Genomic DNA, 16,383 nt, shown 5'->3' with positions numbered 1-16,383 from the left:
ACTCCCGCCCTCAGCCCTTCTGCGCCTCCGCCTCGATGATGGCGATCTCCTGGGTGGCGAGCGCATGGACGTTCGGGTTGGCTGCATAGCCGAGACTCAATTGCGGCCACGACCGTGAATAGCGCACTCGCACCTGCTTGTATCGCATGAGCCAGTAGAGGCACACCGCGGCGGCGAGAATGCCCGAGATCGCCGCGACGCCGAGCCCCCAACGTGGACCGAACTGGTTCACGATCCAGCCGACGAACGGTGCACCGATGGGCGTGCCGCCCACGAAGATCGCCATGTAGAGCGCCATCACCCGGCCGCGCATGCTCGGTTTCACCGTCGTCTGCACCATCGAGTTCGCCGTCGTCATGAACATGAGCGCGGCAAATCCGATGAGGGTGAGTGACACGGCAAAGGACTCGAAGGTGGGCATGATGGCCGAGATCGCGCTCGCGACGCCGAACAGGGCGGATGCCATGAAGATCGTGCGCATCCGTGGCCGTTCCTGGCGGGCGGAGATGAGCGCGCCCGTGATCGATCCGATGGCCGTGACGGAACTGAGCATGCCGAACTCCGCCGCTCCCTTGTGGAAGGCGATCGTGGCCATCGTGGACGTGTAGATCGCGAAGTTCATGCCGAAGGTCCCGACGATGCCGACCATGATGAGAATCACGATGATGGCCGGCTTCTTCCGCACGTAGCGGAATCCAGCGATGATCTGGCCGCGGGCGCGAGGAGCGCGAGGCTGGGCGCGAAGCTCGCCCACGCGGATCGCAACGAGCGCGATGATCGTGGCCGCAAAGGTCGTGGCGTTGATCACGAAGACCCAACCGGCTCCGACGACGGCGGTCAGCACGCCGGCGACGGCGGGGCCGAGGAGGCGTGCTGCATTGAACGACACCGAGTTGAGCGACACGGCGTTCGTGAGGTCCTTCACCTCCACGAGCTCGGCGACGAAGGTCTGGCGGATCGGCGAATCGATGGCCGAGACGACTCCGAGGAGCAGGGCGAAGAGATAGACGTGCCACAACTGGGCGACCCCGGTTACCACGATGACGCCAAGCCCGAGCGCGAGACAGCCCATCGCGGCCTGCGTGACCATGAGCATCCGGCGAACGTTGACGCGATCGGCGATGAGACCCGCCCACGGCATGAGGACGAGCACGGGACCGAGCTGCAGCGCCATCGTGATTCCCACCGCGGCGGCGTCGTGATCGCTGAGCTCGGTGAGCACGATCCAGTCCTGGGCCGTGCGCTGCATCCAGGTGCCGATATTGGACGTCAGGGCGCCCAGGAACCAGAGCAGGTAGTTGTGGACGCGGAGCGAACGGAAGGTGGAGTTCACTGCTCTGCGAGCACCTTGAGAACGGGGGTCGCCTTGTCCAGGATGCGGCGCTGCGACTCGGTGAGCGCGTCGAGCCGCATCGAGAACCACGCGTCGCGCCGACGCCTCGTCTCGTCGACGTAGGTGTGGCCGGTCGGTGAGAGGTCGATCTCGATCCTCCGGGCATCGTCCTGGGCGGTCACGCGGGTGACGAGCCCGGACTCGACGAGCGCGTTGACCGTGCGATTCATGCTGGGCGGCGTCACGCGCTCGTGGTCGCTCAGGGAGCCGAGCGACTGCGGACCGTGATTGTGCAGCGTGAACAACACCGAGCGCTGGCTCTCGGGGATGTCATCGTCTGCCGCATTCGACCGGATGCGTCTCGCCAGTCGTTGGATGGCGAGCCTCAGTTGCTGGTTGCCGTCATTCTCCATAACTACTTAGCATAGCAAATTAGTGTCGCTAACTAATTGTCTCGGTCGGGGCGCAGTGGGATCCGGTCGGCGGAGTCCCGAGGGGCGTGACCTGCCGGTTCGAGCGGCCATACACTGGGGCTCAGGAGGCACCATGACCACGTCATCGGTCCGGCAGGACCGCACCTACGTCGACGCCCAGGGCGTGACCATCCACTACTACGTCTGGGCGGCGGACGAGCCGCGGGCGATCATCCAACTGGCACACGGACTCGGCGAGTACGCGGCCCGCTACGAATGGCTCGCGGGCGAACTCGTCGCGGCCGGGTACACGGTGTACGCCGACGATCACCGCGGCCACGGCCGGACCGGACTCGGCCAGTACGGCGGAGACCACGCGAAGCTCGGCCGGCTCGGCCCGGGCGGGATGCCCGCCACGGTGGAGGCCGTTCGCAGGCTCACCGGGATGATCCGCGAAGAGAACCCCGGGCTCGAGGTCGTGCTGCTCGGGCACAGCTGGGGCAACATCATCGCGCAGATCCTCGTCAACGAGCACTCCGCCGACTTTGATGCCGTCATCCTGAGCGGTGCCGCGTTCCGCACCCTCCGTCACATGAACGGCGGCGACCTCAACGCGAAGCACAAACACCTGGGCACGACCGGCTACGAATGGCTGAGCCGTGACCAGCAGGTGGTCGCCACCGCGGCCGCCGATCCGCTCATGTTCAGCGCGAAGGCGCTCAAGCTCTTCGGTCTCGCCGACAGTCTCCGGCTGCTGGGCAAACCCGCGAAGGGGATCGAGCACGACCTGCCGCTGCTCATCCTGGCCGGAAGCGACGACTCCTTCGGCGGGACGAAGAGCGCCGAGCTCCTCGCCGAGAGCTACCTCAACCGCGGCGGGCTCACGGATGTCGAGCTCATCGTCTACACGGATGCCCGTCACGAGGTCTTCAATGAGACGAACAAGGACGAGGTCGTCGCCGACACGCTCGCCTGGCTGGCCGATCGCATTGGATAGTCCCCCGGCAGCCCGCATCTCCCGCGTCGAGCCCGTCGGGGTCCTCCGGCCATGACCACGCTCTTCACGAAGATCATCCGCGGTGAGGAGCCTGCGCGATTCGTCTGGAAGGACGACAGGTGCGTCGCCTTCCTGACGATCGAACCGCGCCAGCCGGGGCACGTGCTCGTCGTTCCGCGACTCGAGGTGGACCGGTGGCTCGACGCGCCCGACACCCTCATCGCCGAACTCATGGTCGTCGCCCACCGGATCGGTTCCGCCCAGCGCGAGGAGTGGGACTCCGACCGCGCGGGCCTCATGATCGAGGGCTACATGGTTCCGCACCTGCACATCCACGTCTGGCCGTCCTGGTCGCCGCGCGAGTTCCATCCATCGGGTATCGACCGCTCGGCCGAGCCCGCAGACCTGGATGCCGCCGCCATCCGTCTCCGCGCCCGCCTGCGCACTAACGGGTACGGCGAGTTCGTTCCTGCCGACGATTAAGCTGGGGGTACCGAGGAGACGGGATGGCGAACATGCACGGCGAATACAAGGTCCCCGGCGGCAAGCTCGTCGTCGTCGATCTCGACATCGTCGACGACCGGATCGAGAACTTCCGACTCGCCGGCGATTTCTTCCTCGAGCCGGACGGTGCGCTCGAGGACATCAACGACGCGGTCAACGGCCTGCCGGCGGACAGCGACTCCGCCTGGATCGCCGCAGCGGTCAGGGGTGCGCTTCCGGATGATGCGCTCCTGCTCGGATTCACCCCCGAGGCGGTCGCCGTGGCCATCCGGCGCTCGCTGTCCCGCGCGAGCAGCTGGACCGACTACGACTGGCAGTTGATCCACGGCACCGCATACCCGCCCGTGCTGCAGATGGCGCTCGACCAGGTGCTCGCCGAAGAGGTCGGAGCCGGGCGTCGCAAGCCGACTCTGCGCATCTGGGAGTGGAACGAGCCCGGCGTCGTCATCGGCAGTTTCCAGTCGGTGAAGAACGAGGTCGACCTCGAGAACGCCGAGAAGTACGGCATGCAGGTCGTCCGGCGCGTGAGCGGCGGGGGGGCGATGTTCATGGAGGCCGGTTCGGTCATCACCTATTCCATCTACGCACCGAGCGACCTCGTGCAGGGGATGTCGTTCGCCGACTCCTACGCGTTCCTCGATGAGTGGGTCATCACGGCGCTCAAGGGACTCGGAATCGACGCGTTCTACCAGCCGCTCAACGACATCACGAGCGCGAAGGGCAAGATCGGCGGCGCTGCCCAGAAACGCCTTGGTACCGGGGCAGTGCTGCACCACGTCACGATGAGCTACGACATGGACGGCGAGCGCATGGTCGAGGTGCTGCGCATCGGCCGGGAGAAGCTGAGCGACAAGGGCACGAAGAGCGCCGCCAAGCGCGTCGACCCGCTGCGCAGCCAGACCGGACTCTCCCGTGCTGAGATCATCGCGAAGATGGAGGCGACATTCCGCGGCTTGTACGGGCTCAGCGAGAGCGACGTCACGGAGGAGGAACTCGCTCGCGCAGAGCAGCTCGTCGCCGAGAAGTTCTCCACCCACGAGTGGCTCTATCGTGTTCCTTGAGTGGGCGCGCAAGCGCCACGGGGGCAGGGGGATCTCCGGCGATCGAATCGTCATCTCCGTTCCCGGCCCGCGGGGCGCGGAGGAATGACCTGGGCACCGGATGGTGCGAATCTCGTCATCCATGGCGATAACCTCGCCGCCGCCAGCGCCCTCCCGGATGGCGTGTTCACCCTCGTGTACCTCGACCCGCCGTTCAACACCGGGCGCTCGCAGACGCGCCAGTCGACGACGAGCGTGCGAAGCGCATCCGGCTCGGTCGTCGGATTCAAGGGGCAGCGGTACGAGCGCATCCGTGGCGACCTCATGGCGTACGACGACGAGTTCGAGGACTACTGGTCGTTCCTCGAGCCGCGGCTCGCCGAGGCGTGGCGCCTTCTCGCCGACGACGGCACGCTCTACCTGCACCTCGACTACCGCGAGGCGCACTACGCGAAGGTGCTCCTGGATGCCCTGTTCGGGCGGGACTGCTTTCTCAACGAGATCATCTGGGCCTACGACTACGGGGGCAAGTCGCGCCGACGCTGGCCGACGAAGCACGACACGATCCTCGTCTACGTGAAGGATCCGGGCGGCTACTTCTTCGACTCGGATTCCGTCGACCGCGAGCCGTACATGGCGCCCGGCCTCGTCACGCCGGAGAAGGCCGCCCGCGGCAAGCTCCCGACGGACGTCTGGTGGCACACGATCGTCTCGCCGACCGGTAAGGAGAAGACGGGCTACCCGACGCAGAAACCGGAGGGCATCCTGCGGCGCATCGTCCAGGCGTCCAGCCGCGAGGGGGACTGGGTGCTCGACCTCTTCGCCGGGAGCGGCACGACGGGGGCGGTCGCCGCCTCCCTCGGCCGACGCTTCGTGCTCGTCGATGAGAGCGCGGATGCCGTGGCCGTCATCCGGGAGCGGCTCGCCGCGGCCCGCGTGCCCACCGAATTCCGAGCGCCCGACTCTCGGGATCGGGCCTAGACGCTCGCGCGCTCGATGAGGTGCGTTGGCATGATCGTGAGGGTGTCGACGTCCTCGCCGTCGATCATCCGCACGAGAACCTCCGCCATCTTCGCGCCCTGCTGCATCGACGGTTGGTCGACGGTCGTGAGCGGAGGGTTCGCGTTCTTCGCGTAGTAGTCGTTGTCGATCGTGGTCACCCCGACATCACCGGGGACGGCCAGACCGTGTTCCCGCAGGACCCCCAGCGCGCCGGAGGCCATCTGCGCGCTCGCCGCGAAGAGCCCGTCGAAGCGCTCGCCGCGGTCGAGGAGCCGCTTCATGGCGGACGCGCCGCCCGCGGGCGTGAAGTCGGCCGCTTCGAACAGGGTCGCAGGGAGCCCGGCGGTCTCGAGCGTCGTGCGCCAGCCTTCGAGCCGGTCCAGCCCGGCCGCCATGTCCTGCGGGCCGGCGATCGTCGCGATGTTCGTCTTGCCGTGGTCGATGAGGCACTGCACGGCCGTCGCCGCGGCCGCGACGTTGTCGACGTCGACGACGAAGTTCCTGCCGCCCTGCGACATCGGACGGCCGCCGAACACGATGGGGAAGTTCTGCCCGAGCTCGACGTAGGAGCGGTCGTCGCTGTGGTGGGAGAGCACGAGTGCACCGTCCACATTCCCGCCGCGCAGGTAGCGCTGGGTCTTCTGGGCATCCGTCTCCGACGCGATGAGGAGGGTGAGCGTGTAGTCCGTCTTGGACAGGAACATCGCCGCACCCTGGATGACAGAGGCGAAGAAGGGGTCTGCGAAGAACTTGGCGGTGTTCTCCGGGATGACGAGGGCGATCGAATCGGTCTTGCGGCTCGCGAGGGTCCTGGCGGCACGATTGGGAACATAGCCGAGAGTGACGATCGCCGCGTTGACGATCTCGACGACCTCAGGGGTGACCTTGGGCGATGCGTTGACCACGCGGGAGACGGTCGAGCGTGAGACGCCGGCGAGCGCGGCGACCATCTCGAGTGTCGGGGCCGATCCGGATGTCGGCAGAAGTGAAGTCATGTCCAGCCGAATTCTAGTCAACCACCGCGTGCAGCCCGGTCAGAGCGCCCGGTCGGCGATGATGCTGCGGTACTCGATCGCGCTCGTCTTCGGAGAGCGGAACTGCGTCTTGTAGTCCACACGGACGAGCCCGAAGCGCTTGTCGTAACCCCAGGCCCATTCGAAATTGTCCAGAAGCGACCAGTAGAAATAGCCGGCGACCGGCACGCCATCAGCAATCGCGTCGAGGATGGCGTCGAGGTGCAGACGGAGGAACTCCGCGCGGTCCACGTCGTTGACTCCCCCGTCGGACTCGACGACGTCGTCGTAGGCCGCGCCGTTCTCCGTGACGGCGATGGAGACGCCGGCCGGCGCGGTGTACTCGTCGTGGATTCTCCGCAGTAGTCGGGTGAGCCCCTCGGGTTGCACCTCCCAGCCCATTCCCGTCTCCGGGAGTCCGCGCGGATGCCAGTACACGCCATCCGCTGCGGGGAAAGGCGAGCGCTTCGGCCGCTCGGAGGGGGCAGCAGTGGTCGTTTGCACGTCGGTCGGCCGGGCGCTGACGAAGTCGCCGTGGTAGTAGTTGATCCCCAGCGCGTCGATGGGTGCCGAGATGACCTCGAGGTCCCCAGGCTGGATGACCGCATCCAGGCCGAGACCGCCGAGATCGCGCAGGATGTCATCCGGGTACTCACCGCGGAAGATCGGGTCGAGGAAGAAGCGGTTGAACTGGCCGTCGATGCGGCGAGCAGCATCGAGATCGCCGGAGTCTGTGGGGTCGACCGGATCGGCGACCGTGAGGTTGAGGGTGATTCCCAGCTGGAGGGACTCGTCCCGGGATCGAAGCTCCCGCGTGGCGAGGCCGTGGGCGAGGAGTAGGTGGTGGCCCGCGGCCAGGCCGGCCGCGACATCGTGCCGCCCCGGTGCGTGCTCCCCGCCGATGTAGCTCAGGAAGGACGCACACCACGGTTCGTTGAGCGAGGTCCAGGCGGTGACCCTGTCCCCGAGCGCGTCGTGCACGACTCCCGCGTAATCGGCGAAGCGGTGAGCGGTGTCGCGGTTCGCCCAGCCGCCCTTGTCCTCGAGCGTCTGAGGAAGATCCCAGTGGTAGAGCGTGAGCCACGGCCGGATGTTCTTCGCGAGCAATTCGTCGACGAGCCGCGAATAGAAGTCGATGCCCTTCGGGTTGAGTGCTCCGCCGTCCGGGCAGACGCGCGCCCAGGAGGTGGAGAACCGGTAGGTCTGGATGCCGAGGTCGGCCATGAGGGCCACATCCGTCGTGTAGCGGTGGTAGTGGTCGCACGCGACGTCGCCGTTGTCGCCGCCGACGACGGCGCCGGGTTCGCGGCAGAATACATCCCAGATGGAATCGGTCCTGCCGTCCTCGTGCGCCGCGCCCTCGATCTGGTAGGCGGCAGTCGCTACTCCGAAGAGGAAATCGGAGGGGAATTCGCGTGGAACTCCCGCTGCTTTCGGCCGGTTCATCGTGTCATTCACCCCTTGACCGCTCCCTGCATGATGCCCGCGATGAGCTGTTTGCCCGCTGCAACGAAGAGTATCAAGAGCGGAATGGTCGCGAGCACGGCGCCGGCGAGCACGATCGTGTAGTCGACGTATCGCGCGGACTGCAGCTGGCTCAATGCGACCTGGAGCGTCGGGTTCTGTGGAACGACCAGCAGTGGCCAGAGGTAGTCCGTCCACGCCGTCATGAACGTGAAGAGGCCGAGAATGGCCATCGCCGGTCTCGCGGCGGGCACCGCCACGTGCCAGAACGTGCCGATCATGCTCGCACCGTCGACGCGAGCCGCCTCGATGAGCTCATCCGGGATCACGTCGACGAGATACTGCCGCATGAAGAACACACCGAAGGCCGTGACGAGCGTGGGGATGATGACCGCGCCGAGCGTCCCCGTCCAACCGAACTGCTTCATGAGGATGAACAGCGGGATGATTCCGAGCTGGGTCGGGACGGCGAGCGTCGCGACGACGAAGACCATGAGCCCCTCGCGGCCCCGGAAGCGCAACTTGGCGAACGCGTATCCGGCGAGCGTGGAGAACGTGATCACGGAGACCGTGATGACGGAGGACACGATGATGCTGTTGCCGAGTGCCAGCCAGAACGGGACCGTGTTGAGGACCTCGCCGACGTTGATCCAGAACCGGCCGCCGGGAAGCAGGGGCGGCCAGGTGCTCGTGAGCGCCGTCGTGTCGCTGCTGCCGACGACGAACGACCACCACAGCGGGTATGCGCCCGCGACGAAGAACGCGGTGAGCAGCCCGTAGGTGAGGAATCCCGGTCGGCGGGAGAACGGAGTGGTTCGACCGTGAGGCGCGCGCGAGCTCATCGCTGCCCCCTCGACGACCGCAGTGCGCGGCGGGCTGGCCTGGTGCTCTCCGAGGAGGCGATGCGCCTCGACAGCACGAAGTTGACGACGCCGATGAGGACGATGATGAGGAACAGGATCCAGGCGATGGCAGCGGCTTTGCCGAAGTTGCCGCGGTTGAACGCCATGTCCCACAGGTAGAGCACGGTGGTCTGGTACTGGCGGAAGACGCCGCCGGGGATCGAACTCGACGCGTCGAAGAGCTTCGGCTCCGTGAAGATCTGCAGTCCTCCGATCGTCGCGGTGATGATGACGAAGATGAAAGTCGGCCGGATGCTCGGCACCGTTATCGAGAAGAAGCGGCGCATCGCCCCCGCGCCGTCGATCGCGGCGGACTCGTAGATGTCGCGCGGCACGGCCTGCATGGCGGCGAGGAGGATGAGGGCGTTGTACCCGGTCCAGCGCCAGTTCACCATGGTCGCGATCGCGAGGTGGCCGGGGATGGTCTCCGTCTTCCAGAGGACGGGGTCGAGCCCGATCCCCTGGAGCATGTTGTTGATGAGCCCGTACTTCTCGCCGAACAGGTTGCTGAAGATGAGTGCGACCGCGACAGGGGTCACGACGTACGGCAGGATGACGCTCATCCGCCAGAACGTCTTGGCCCGAAGATTCTGGTCGAGGACGGCGGCGATGATGAGCGCGACGATGAGCTGCGGGACGGCTGACAGCAGGAAGATGCTGAACGTGTTCGCGATCGAGTTCCACAGGAGCGGGTCTGCGAGCTCCGCAGCGAAGTTGTCGAAGCCGATCCACTCGCCGGGGCCCCGGAGGAGGTCCCACTTGTTGAGCGAGACGACGAACGTGTATGCGAGGGGGAAGAGACCGACGAGGCCGAACAGGATGAAGAACGGCGCGACGTAGAGGTACGGGGAGTAACGCACATCCCAGCGACCCAGCTTCTGGCGCAGCGTGAGCCGGGTGCCACCCGGTGCGACGGCGCGGCCGGTCATCGTGGACATTGTCGATCTCCTGGTCGGGATGGTGCGGTGTGGGGGTGGTGTCAGGGTGGGGGCCCCTCGGAACCGGTCCGAAGGGCCCCGTTTCGCTGGGATTACTTGTTGACGACGAGCTGGTCGAGCAGCTTCATCGCGTCGTTCCAGGCGGTCGTCCCGTCGGTGCCGGAATCGATCTCCTTGACCGAGGGACCGAACACCTGCTCCTGGATGATCGAGTCGTCCGGGCCCTTGAACTGGGCGACGACCCCGGTGGCACGGGATCCGAGGATCTGGCCGACGGGCGCATCGTTGAAGAACTTCGTCAGGTCGCTCGACCCGGTCACTCCGGCATCCGACTGCGCCTTGACGACGCTCGGGAACGTACCTGCCGCCTGGAAGGCCGCGACCTCCTGCGGGACGTCGGTGAGCCAGGCGGCGAGCTCCGCTGCCGCCTTCTGGTGCTTCGATGTCGTCGGAACGGTCAGGAACGAACCGCCCCAGTTTGCCGCGCCGCCGGGGAAGACGTCAGCGAAGTCCCACCCCGAGGAGCCGTCTCCACCGGCCGCTTCGACCTGACCCTTGACGACACCGAGCATCCAGCCCGGGCACATGAACGTGGCGAAGGAGCCATCGGTGAAGGCCTTGCCCCCGCCCCAGTCCCACTGCGACTGGTTCGACGACAGGCCGGACTTCGCACCATCCGCGAGCTGGGCCCAGAGGCCCTGGAGCGTTGCGTTGTCCTTGACGTTCAGTTCGCCGGACTTCGTGTAGTAGCCCTCGGTCTGCTGGTTCACCATGGCGTTCCAGACGAATCCACTCTGGTCGTACCATGCCTTGCCCGTGGCGGCGTGGTACTGCTTGCCCACCTCGAAGAACTTCTCCCAGGTCGCGCCGGAGCCACCGAGAAGCTCAGCGACCGCTGCGCGGTCTCCCGGGAGGCCCGCTGCTTCGAAGAGCTTGCTGTTGTAGCAGAGGCCTTCAGGGCCGATGTCGGTTCCGTAGCCGATGATGCGGCCCTTCGGGTCCGTGGCCTGTCCGAGCTTCCACGGAACCCAGCGGTCCTTGATGTCGTTCGCTCCGAAGTCGCGCAGGTCGACGAACGAGTCGGAGACGCCCATGACCTGGCCGAGCCAGCCCTCTTCGACGGCCTGGATGTCCGGCAGCCCATTGCCTGCCGCCTGCTTGGTCTTCCAGTCGGTGAGCGCGTTGCCGCCGGTGTCGATGTTGGTCGCCTTGATGGTGATGTTCGGGTGATCCTTCTCGTACTGGGCGTAGAGCCCGTCGAGTCCCATGGTGCCGAACGTCGTCACGGTGAGTGTGATGGGCCCGTCGTCGTCTGCCGCGGGGGATTGCGAGCATCCCGTTGCGACCAGTGCAAGCGCCGCGGCCGCAGCGACTGCGGCTCCGGCTTTGGTGCGTCGTGAAAGTTTCACGGTCACTCCTTTGTGTGCGTGGATAGGGTGTCGATCTGTGGGAGCGCTCTCATTTCGAGTCGTGGGAGCGCTCTCACGTAATCGCGACCACCATATGCAGTGCCGGCCGTCGCTGTCAACAGTTTCGGGAAACTCGTGTTCTCGATGACAGAGGATGCTCGGGACCGGCGGCTAGGATCGAGGTCATGCCCGCCGCCTTCTCCCGCAGGATTCTCGCGTGGACGCTCGCGGCATCCGTGGCCATGGGCCTCGCGGCGTGTGCACCGGAACGAGCCGTGGAACCGAGCACGACGCCGTCCGCGAGCGCCCCCGCGTCACTGCCCGCCCCGGTCGAGAAGGTGAAGTCGTTCTTCGACAAGAACCGATACTCGATCGACGACCCGCTGAGCATCTGGGCCGTCAACGACAAGATCCGCCCGTTCGACCCGCTCGACTACATTCCGCCGGACCTCGTGACGCCGGACGTCCACTACATCTCGAGCCCGCTCATGCGCAAGGAAGCCGCTGCCGCGATCAAACAGCTGTTCGCCGCTTCGGCGGCCGAAGGCGCAGGAGAGCTCCAGATCCAGAACGCCTACCGGTCGTTCGCGGTGCAGACGAGCATCCACAATCGTCTCGTCGCCCAGCTGGGCAAGGAGAAGGCCCAGGCGCAGAGCGCGCGCCCGGGGTACAGCGAACACCAGGCGGGATTGTCGGCGGATGTCGTGGGCCGCCCGGCCGTGTGCGCCATCCAGCAGTGCTTCGGCAAGACGCCGCAGGGCGTGTGGCTCGCGAAGAACGCCTGGCGGTTCGGTTTCGTCATCCGCTACCCGGAGGGCAAGCAGGCGGTGACGGGGTACATCTACGAGCCCTGGCACATCCGCTACGTCGGCGTATACCTGTCGACGGAGTTGCACAACACCGGGATCCAGACCCTGGAGGAGTTCTTCGACCTGCCTCCGGCGCCCGACTACGTCGACTGAGTCTCAGGCTTCGGAACTCAGGCCTCGGGCTCCCCGCTGAGCGCCGCATCCACGATGTGCTGCGCGTCGGCTTGCACCGTCCGCAGGTGCTCGCGGCCCTGGAACGATTCCGCATAGATCTTGTAGACGTCCTCCGTACCGCTCGGGCGAGCGGCGAACCACGAGGAGGCGGTCGACACCTTCACCCCGCCGAGCGGTGCACCATTGCCGGGGGCGTCGCTCAGGATGCCCGTGATCGCATCGCCGGCGAGCGTCGACGCGGTCACGTCGCTCGGGGCGAGCCTCGCGAGAGCTGCCTTCTGGGCCGGCGTCGCCCTCGCGTCGATCCGCTCGAAGGCGGGGTCGCCGAACTCCTCTGCGAGTTCCGAATAGAGCTCGCTCGGGGATCTCCCGGTGACGGCGCGGATCTCGCTCGCGAGAAGAGCGAGCAGGATGCCATCCTTGTCGGTCGTCCAGGCCGACCCGTTCATCCTGAGGAAGCTCGCTCCGGCGCTCTCCTCACCCCCGAAGGCGACCGATCCGTCGACGAGGCCGGGCACGAACCACTTGAACCCGACCGGGACCTCCCAGAGCCTTCGCCCGAGCGAGGTCGCCACCCGGTCGATCATCGAACTGGAGACGAGCGTCTTGCCGATCGCGGCATCCGCCCGCCAGCCCGGCCGGTGCGTGAACAGGTAGCGGATCGCGACGGCGAGGTAGTGGTTCGGGCTCATGAGCCCGCCATCCGGTGTGACGATCCCGTGGCGGTCGGCATCCGCGTCATTGCCGGTCAGGATGTCGAAATCGCCACGATGCTCGAGCACGGATGCCATGGCCGACGGCGAGGACGGGTCCATGCGGATCTTCCCGTCCCAGTCGAGCGTCATGAATGCCCAGCGCGGGTCGACCAGGGGGTTCACGACGGTGATCGGAAGGCGGTGACGCTCCGCGATCGCGGCCCAGTAGTTGACGCTCGCACCGCCGAGCGGGTCCGCGCCGATCCGCAGCCCTGCGCGGCGGATCGCCTCGATGTCGATGACGTTCGGCAGGTCGTCGACGTAGTGCCCGCGGAAGTCGTACGTGCCGACCGCCGAGGGTTCTGCCCTGAGCACGCCGCGGTTTCCGTCCGTGAGGAGGGCGTTCGCGCGGGCGGCGATCCAACCCGTCGCGTCGCTGTCGGCCGGACCGCCATGAGGAGGGTTGTACTTGAAGCCGCCGTCGCGAGGCGGGTTGTGGCTCGGTGTGATGACGATGCCGTCGCCCGTGCTGCCGGCTCGGGCGAGGGAGGTGTTGTGCGCGATGATCGCGTGCGACAGGGCGGGCGTCGGAACCCAGTCGCCGAATTCGTCGACGAGCACGTCGACCCGATTGCCGACGAGCACCTCGAGCGCAGTCGTCTGTGCCGGCGCGCTGAGCGCGTGCGTGTCGGACCCGATGAACAGCGGGCCGTCGATGCCCTGTTGCGTTCGGTATTCGACGATCGCCTGCGTGATGGCCGCGATGTGGTCGTCATTGAAGGCCATGTCGAGCGACGACCCGCGATGACCGCTCGTGCCGAATACCACCCTCTGGGATGCGATGGAGACATCCGGATGACGGTGATGGTAGGCGTCGATCAACTCTGCGACGTCGATGAGATCGGACTCCTGGGCGCCGGTTCCCGCGCGATCGTTCATCTGCTTACTCTCCCGCATCAATAGACTCACTTCCATGCCTGGTGAGAATTCCGACGAGACGTACAGCTATCTGGGGCCGGCCGGAACGTTCACAGAAGCGGCACTCGAGCAGGTGGCCGAGGCCGCCGGGAAGCCGTGGCGCGCCGTGAACAACGTCGGGGAGGCGCTCGACGACGTCGTGTCAGGGCGCAGCTTCGCCGCCATGATCGCGATCGAGAACTCCGTCGAGGGTGGGGTCAGCGCAACGCAGGATGCACTCGCGAACATCCAGGGGCTGAGGATCATCGGCGAGTACCTCGTCCCGGTGAACTTCGTTCTCGTCGGACGGCGGGGCACGACCCTCGCGGATGTCACGGTCGTCAACGCGCATCCCGTCGCCTATGCACAGTGCCACCGGTGGCTCGAGCGCAACCTGCCGCATCACGGGCACATCCCCGCGACCTCCAACGTCACTGCCGCGGCGAACCTTCTCGATGACAGTGCGGGCTATGCGGATGCCGCGATCGCGCCACCGGGGATCACAGCGCACCACGACCTCGACATCCTCGCATCCGGGATCGGCGACAACCCGAACGCCGTGACCCGTTTCGTGCTCGTGGGCCGCACCGCGGCGACGCCGCCGGCCACGGGAGCGGACAAGACGAGCATCATCGTCGAGCTCTCGTCGGATGAGCCCGGCTCCCTGCTCGACATGCTCGAACAGTTCGCCACCCGGGGGGTCAACCTGAGCCTCATCGAATCCCGACCGATCGGCGACACCCTCGGCCGCTATCGGTTCGTCATCGACCTCGACGGCCACATCCGCGACGAACGGGTTGCGGACGCGCTTCTGGGCCTCAAGCGATTCAGCCCGAACGTGATCTTCCTCGGCTCGTACCCGCGAGCCGATCGCGTGACGACGAAGGTCGGCGGCCGTTACGACAACGCGGTGTTCGTCGACGCGCGAGACTGGCTTCGGGGTCTCATCGGAGGCGAACCGGACCATGGCTGACAGCGCCACCGGAGGGAGATTCGATCCCCGGTTCGACCCGCGGTTCCAGCCGGGTTACACGCCCGGACCGAAAGAGTCGACACCGGATGCCGCGGCTCCACCCGGCAGCGTTCCTCAGCATCGCGAAGCCGAGGCTGCACCTCCCGACGAGGTCCGCGGCGACGCCTCCGCGGTCGAAACCGCGCCGGAACAACGAGACACCCCGCTCGAGTCGGATCCGCCAGAGCCGAATCCGCCAGAGCCGGATCCGCCAGAGCCGAATCCGCTTGAGCGTACTCTGCTCGTCGCCGGGGCCGTCCTGGTCTTCGGTGGCATCGCGATAGCGTTCTGGGCGAACAGCGTGAATTACCAGTACAACTCGTTCGGCAACGGATTGTCATGGCAGCAGCTCCTGCTGGCGGCTGCGTGGTCGCTTACTGCGCCTATGGTGACGGTCGGCCTCGCGATCGGCGTGGGCGTCATGTTCCGCAGAGCCATCGCCTGGAAGCCGCCGGAATGAGGAAACGCAACCCGTGGATCGGAGCACTGTGGTTCTGCGCCGTCGTGCTCGTCCTCGGTGCGTTCGCTGCGCAGGTCTGGCAGGCCTCGTTTTGGTATCCGTCCGCCACTGATGTGAGCCCAGGCCCGGTCGTGAGATTCCTGCAGCAGATCGCGGATGCTCTCGTCTCGCCGGCCCTCTATGTCGGATTCGGAACGATCGGCGGGCTCCTGTTCCTGCATGCGCGGAACCGTGCGCGCAGGAAGTCCTAGGCCGGGATCTTCACTCTGAGTCCGCCGGCGTCCGTCGTGCAGTCGATGGCCGTGACCGTGCCGAACTCGTCGCCGTCGAGCTGGAACTCCTGGGGGCTTTCGAGAGTGGCCCTCAGTCGTCGCCCGCGGAAGTAGGCGACGTCGCGCACGTCGGCCGTGAGGTCGATGATCCGGCGCCCTGCAGCGCTCTTGCGCAGCACGCCGTTCTCCCAGGCGATCTTGTTCCACACGCGGACCCAGCCGAAGCGCCCACGCGGCTTGAGGGCCGCGATATCGAGGATGCCGTCATCCGGTTTCGCATCGGGGAGGAGCAGGATGCCCCCGGGCAGCGATCCGCAATTGCCCACGATGAGCGTGTGGGCGGTGAGCGGCCGTTCGCCCCCGTCATCGAGCCGGTAGCGAAGGCGGACCGGACTGAGCTCCGGGATCGCCCGCATCCCCGCGTCGACGTAGGCGAGCCAGCCGACGGCCTTCTTGAGCTTCGGGTTGGTCTTCGCGATCATCTTCGCGTCGAGGCCGAGACCGGCCATGACCAGGAACACGTGCTCCTCGGCGGAGTGGTCTTCGCGGGTGATCTCCGCAATACCGACGTCGACGGTTCGTTCGTCGCCGGTGAAGGCGGCGGCGATGCAGGCGTCGAGATTCGCCAGGTCGATGTCGAGGTTGCGGGCGAGAAGATTCCCGGTTCCCGCCGGAAGCAGGGTGATGGGCACGGAAGTATCGCGAAGTCCCTGGGCGACGGCGCGCACGGTGCCGTCGCCGCCCGCCGCGATGACCACGGCGGCGCCCTTCTCGACGGCCTCCCTCGTCACCGCCTGGCCGGCATCCGTTTCGCTCGTCGCCAGCCAGCGTGTGCGGCCCCAGCCCGCGTCGGCCTCCGCCTTCTCCACCGCCTTGCGCAGCTTGCGCAGATCGACCTTGGTGGGGTTGTAGACGACGGCCGCGTGACGCGAGCGAGTCGATGCGCGCCCCGACCTGGATCCGTCCCCGACCACCCGTCAACCGTACGT

General features: G+C 66.7%; 17 protein-coding genes. 8 read left to right on the top strand and 9 right to left on the bottom strand.

Going from position 1 to position 16,383, the window contains the following annotated elements; all coding sequences use genetic code 11:
- Positions 1-10 precede the first annotated feature (10 nt).
- Both BKA04_RS06260 and BKA04_RS06255 read right to left on the bottom strand, forming a co-directional pair.
- Complete coding sequence (locus tag BKA04_RS06260; protein WP_104095642.1) at positions 11-1,333, bottom strand: MFS transporter; 1,323 nt, start codon at positions 1,331-1,333, stop codon at positions 11-13.
- The gene (locus tag BKA04_RS06255) at positions 1,330-1,746 is read right to left on the bottom strand and encodes a MarR family winged helix-turn-helix transcriptional regulator (protein ID WP_104095641.1); all 417 of its coding nucleotides are present in this window, start codon (positions 1,744-1,746) and stop codon (positions 1,330-1,332) included. The genes BKA04_RS06260 and BKA04_RS06255 overlap by 4 nt, the downstream gene beginning before the upstream one ends.
- Positions 1,747-1,879: 133 nt before the next feature.
- Between BKA04_RS06255 and BKA04_RS06250 the strand changes: the two genes are divergently transcribed.
- The 4 genes from BKA04_RS06250 to BKA04_RS06235 all read left to right on the top strand — a co-directional run bounded on the left by BKA04_RS06250 (position 1,880) and on the right by BKA04_RS06235 (position 5,268).
- Positions 1,880-2,743, top strand: coding sequence for an alpha/beta hydrolase (locus BKA04_RS06250; RefSeq protein ID WP_104095640.1), 864 nt, complete (start codon positions 1,880-1,882; stop codon positions 2,741-2,743).
- Between the two features lie 51 nt (positions 2,744-2,794).
- Positions 2,795-3,226, top strand: a complete 432-nt coding sequence (locus BKA04_RS06245; protein WP_104095639.1) for an HIT family protein — start codon at positions 2,795-2,797, stop codon at positions 3,224-3,226.
- 32 nt (positions 3,227-3,258) lie between these two features.
- Complete coding sequence (locus tag BKA04_RS06240; RefSeq protein ID WP_104096665.1) at positions 3,259-4,308, top strand: lipoate--protein ligase family protein; 1,050 nt, start codon at positions 3,259-3,261, stop codon at positions 4,306-4,308.
- Positions 4,309-4,392: 84 nt separating this feature from the next.
- A complete protein-coding gene (locus BKA04_RS06235; protein WP_104095638.1) occupies positions 4,393-5,268 on the top strand; it encodes a DNA-methyltransferase in 876 nt (291 codons plus the stop codon).
- Here the strand turns inward: BKA04_RS06235 and BKA04_RS06230 are convergent.
- The 5 genes from BKA04_RS06230 to BKA04_RS06210 form a co-directional block, all read right to left on the bottom strand.
- Positions 5,265-6,284: a LacI family DNA-binding transcriptional regulator gene (locus tag BKA04_RS06230; protein ID WP_104095637.1), complete on the bottom strand. Its 1,020-nt coding sequence runs from the start codon at positions 6,282-6,284 to the stop codon at positions 5,265-5,267. The two genes, BKA04_RS06235 and BKA04_RS06230, sit on opposite strands and share 4 nt — an antisense overlap.
- 39 nt (positions 6,285-6,323) lie before the next feature.
- A complete protein-coding gene (locus tag BKA04_RS06225; protein ID WP_104095636.1) occupies positions 6,324-7,748 on the bottom strand; it encodes a GH1 family beta-glucosidase in 1,425 nt (474 codons plus the stop codon).
- Positions 7,749-7,756: 8 nt separating this feature from the next.
- A complete protein-coding gene (locus BKA04_RS06220; protein WP_104095635.1) occupies positions 7,757-8,608 on the bottom strand; it encodes a carbohydrate ABC transporter permease in 852 nt (283 codons plus the stop codon).
- Positions 8,605-9,606: a carbohydrate ABC transporter permease gene (locus BKA04_RS06215; protein WP_104095634.1), complete on the bottom strand. Its 1,002-nt coding sequence runs from the start codon at positions 9,604-9,606 to the stop codon at positions 8,605-8,607. Before BKA04_RS06215 ends, BKA04_RS06220 begins: the two co-directional genes overlap by 4 nt.
- A 92-nt stretch (positions 9,607-9,698) precedes the next feature.
- Entirely contained in the window at positions 9,699-11,015 is a 1,317-nt protein-coding gene (locus tag BKA04_RS06210) for an ABC transporter substrate-binding protein (protein WP_104095633.1), read from the bottom strand.
- A gap of 185 nt (positions 11,016-11,200) precedes the next feature.
- Here BKA04_RS06210 and BKA04_RS06205 point away from each other — a divergent pair, with 185 nt between their 5' ends.
- Complete coding sequence (locus tag BKA04_RS06205) at positions 11,201-11,977, top strand: M15 family metallopeptidase (RefSeq protein ID WP_104095632.1); 777 nt, start codon at positions 11,201-11,203, stop codon at positions 11,975-11,977.
- A 17-nt stretch (positions 11,978-11,994) separates the two neighbouring features.
- Here the strand turns inward: BKA04_RS06205 and pgm are convergent, their stop codons facing one another.
- On the bottom strand, positions 11,995-13,632 hold the full coding sequence (gene pgm, locus BKA04_RS06200) for a phosphoglucomutase (alpha-D-glucose-1,6-bisphosphate-dependent) (protein ID WP_104095631.1): 1,638 nt from the start codon (positions 13,630-13,632) through the stop codon (positions 11,995-11,997).
- Between the two features lie 34 nt (positions 13,633-13,666).
- Here pgm and pheA point away from each other — a divergent pair, with 34 nt between their 5' ends.
- The 3 genes from pheA to BKA04_RS06185 are packed head-to-tail and all read left to right on the top strand — an operon-like array spanning position 13,667 to position 15,373.
- A complete protein-coding gene (gene pheA / locus BKA04_RS06195) occupies positions 13,667-14,623 on the top strand; it encodes a prephenate dehydratase (RefSeq protein WP_104095630.1) in 957 nt (318 codons plus the stop codon).
- Positions 14,616-15,122 carry a hypothetical protein gene (locus BKA04_RS06190; RefSeq protein WP_167309685.1) on the top strand — a complete coding sequence of 169 codons (507 nt, stop codon included), beginning with the start codon at positions 14,616-14,618 and terminating at the stop codon, positions 15,120-15,122. The genes pheA and BKA04_RS06190 overlap by 8 nt, the downstream gene beginning before the upstream one ends.
- Positions 15,119-15,373 carry a hypothetical protein gene (locus tag BKA04_RS06185; RefSeq protein ID WP_104095628.1) on the top strand — a complete coding sequence of 85 codons (255 nt, stop codon included), beginning with the start codon at positions 15,119-15,121 and terminating at the stop codon, positions 15,371-15,373. The genes BKA04_RS06190 and BKA04_RS06185 overlap by 4 nt, the downstream gene beginning before the upstream one ends.
- Here BKA04_RS06185 and BKA04_RS12250 read toward each other — a convergent pair.
- Positions 15,370-16,368: a diacylglycerol/lipid kinase family protein gene (locus tag BKA04_RS12250; protein WP_104095627.1), complete on the bottom strand. Its 999-nt coding sequence runs from the start codon at positions 16,366-16,368 to the stop codon at positions 15,370-15,372. The two genes, BKA04_RS06185 and BKA04_RS12250, sit on opposite strands and share 4 nt — an antisense overlap.
- Positions 16,369-16,383 lie beyond the last annotated feature (15 nt).

It is taken from the genome of Terrimesophilobacter mesophilus (genome assembly GCF_014200375.1).
GTDB lineage: Bacteria > Actinomycetota > Actinomycetes > Actinomycetales > Microbacteriaceae > Terrimesophilobacter > Terrimesophilobacter mesophilus.
Note: the sequence above shows the minus strand (reverse complement) of the source record. Positions and strands in the feature narration are given on the sequence as shown.

Coding starts and splice junctions, on each gene's coding strand:
- BKA04_RS06255 (WP_104095641.1), bottom strand. CDS start 1,746: ATGGAGAATGACGGCAACCAGCAACTGAGGCTCGCCATCCAACGACTG.
- BKA04_RS06250 (WP_104095640.1), top strand. CDS start 1,880: ATGACCACGTCATCGGTCCGGCAGGACCGCACCTACGTCGACGCCCAG.
- BKA04_RS06245 (WP_104095639.1), top strand. CDS start 2,795: ATGACCACGCTCTTCACGAAGATCATCCGCGGTGAGGAGCCTGCGCGA.
- BKA04_RS06240 (WP_104096665.1), top strand. CDS start 3,259: ATGCACGGCGAATACAAGGTCCCCGGCGGCAAGCTCGTCGTCGTCGAT.
- BKA04_RS06235 (WP_104095638.1), top strand. CDS start 4,393: ATGACCTGGGCACCGGATGGTGCGAATCTCGTCATCCATGGCGATAAC.
- BKA04_RS06230 (WP_104095637.1), bottom strand. CDS start 6,284: ATGACTTCACTTCTGCCGACATCCGGATCGGCCCCGACACTCGAGATG.
- BKA04_RS06225 (WP_104095636.1), bottom strand. CDS start 7,748: ATGAACCGGCCGAAAGCAGCGGGAGTTCCACGCGAATTCCCCTCCGAT.
- BKA04_RS06220 (WP_104095635.1), bottom strand. CDS start 8,608: ATGAGCTCGCGCGCGCCTCACGGTCGAACCACTCCGTTCTCCCGCCGA.
- BKA04_RS06215 (WP_104095634.1), bottom strand. CDS start 9,606: ATGTCCACGATGACCGGCCGCGCCGTCGCACCGGGTGGCACCCGGCTC.
- BKA04_RS06205 (WP_104095632.1), top strand. CDS start 11,201: ATGCCCGCCGCCTTCTCCCGCAGGATTCTCGCGTGGACGCTCGCGGCA.
- pgm (WP_104095631.1), bottom strand. CDS start 13,632: ATGAACGATCGCGCGGGAACCGGCGCCCAGGAGTCCGATCTCATCGAC.
- pheA (WP_104095630.1), top strand. CDS start 13,667: ATGCCTGGTGAGAATTCCGACGAGACGTACAGCTATCTGGGGCCGGCC.
- BKA04_RS06190 (WP_167309685.1), top strand. CDS start 14,616: ATGGCTGACAGCGCCACCGGAGGGAGATTCGATCCCCGGTTCGACCCG.
- BKA04_RS06185 (WP_104095628.1), top strand. CDS start 15,119: ATGAGGAAACGCAACCCGTGGATCGGAGCACTGTGGTTCTGCGCCGTC.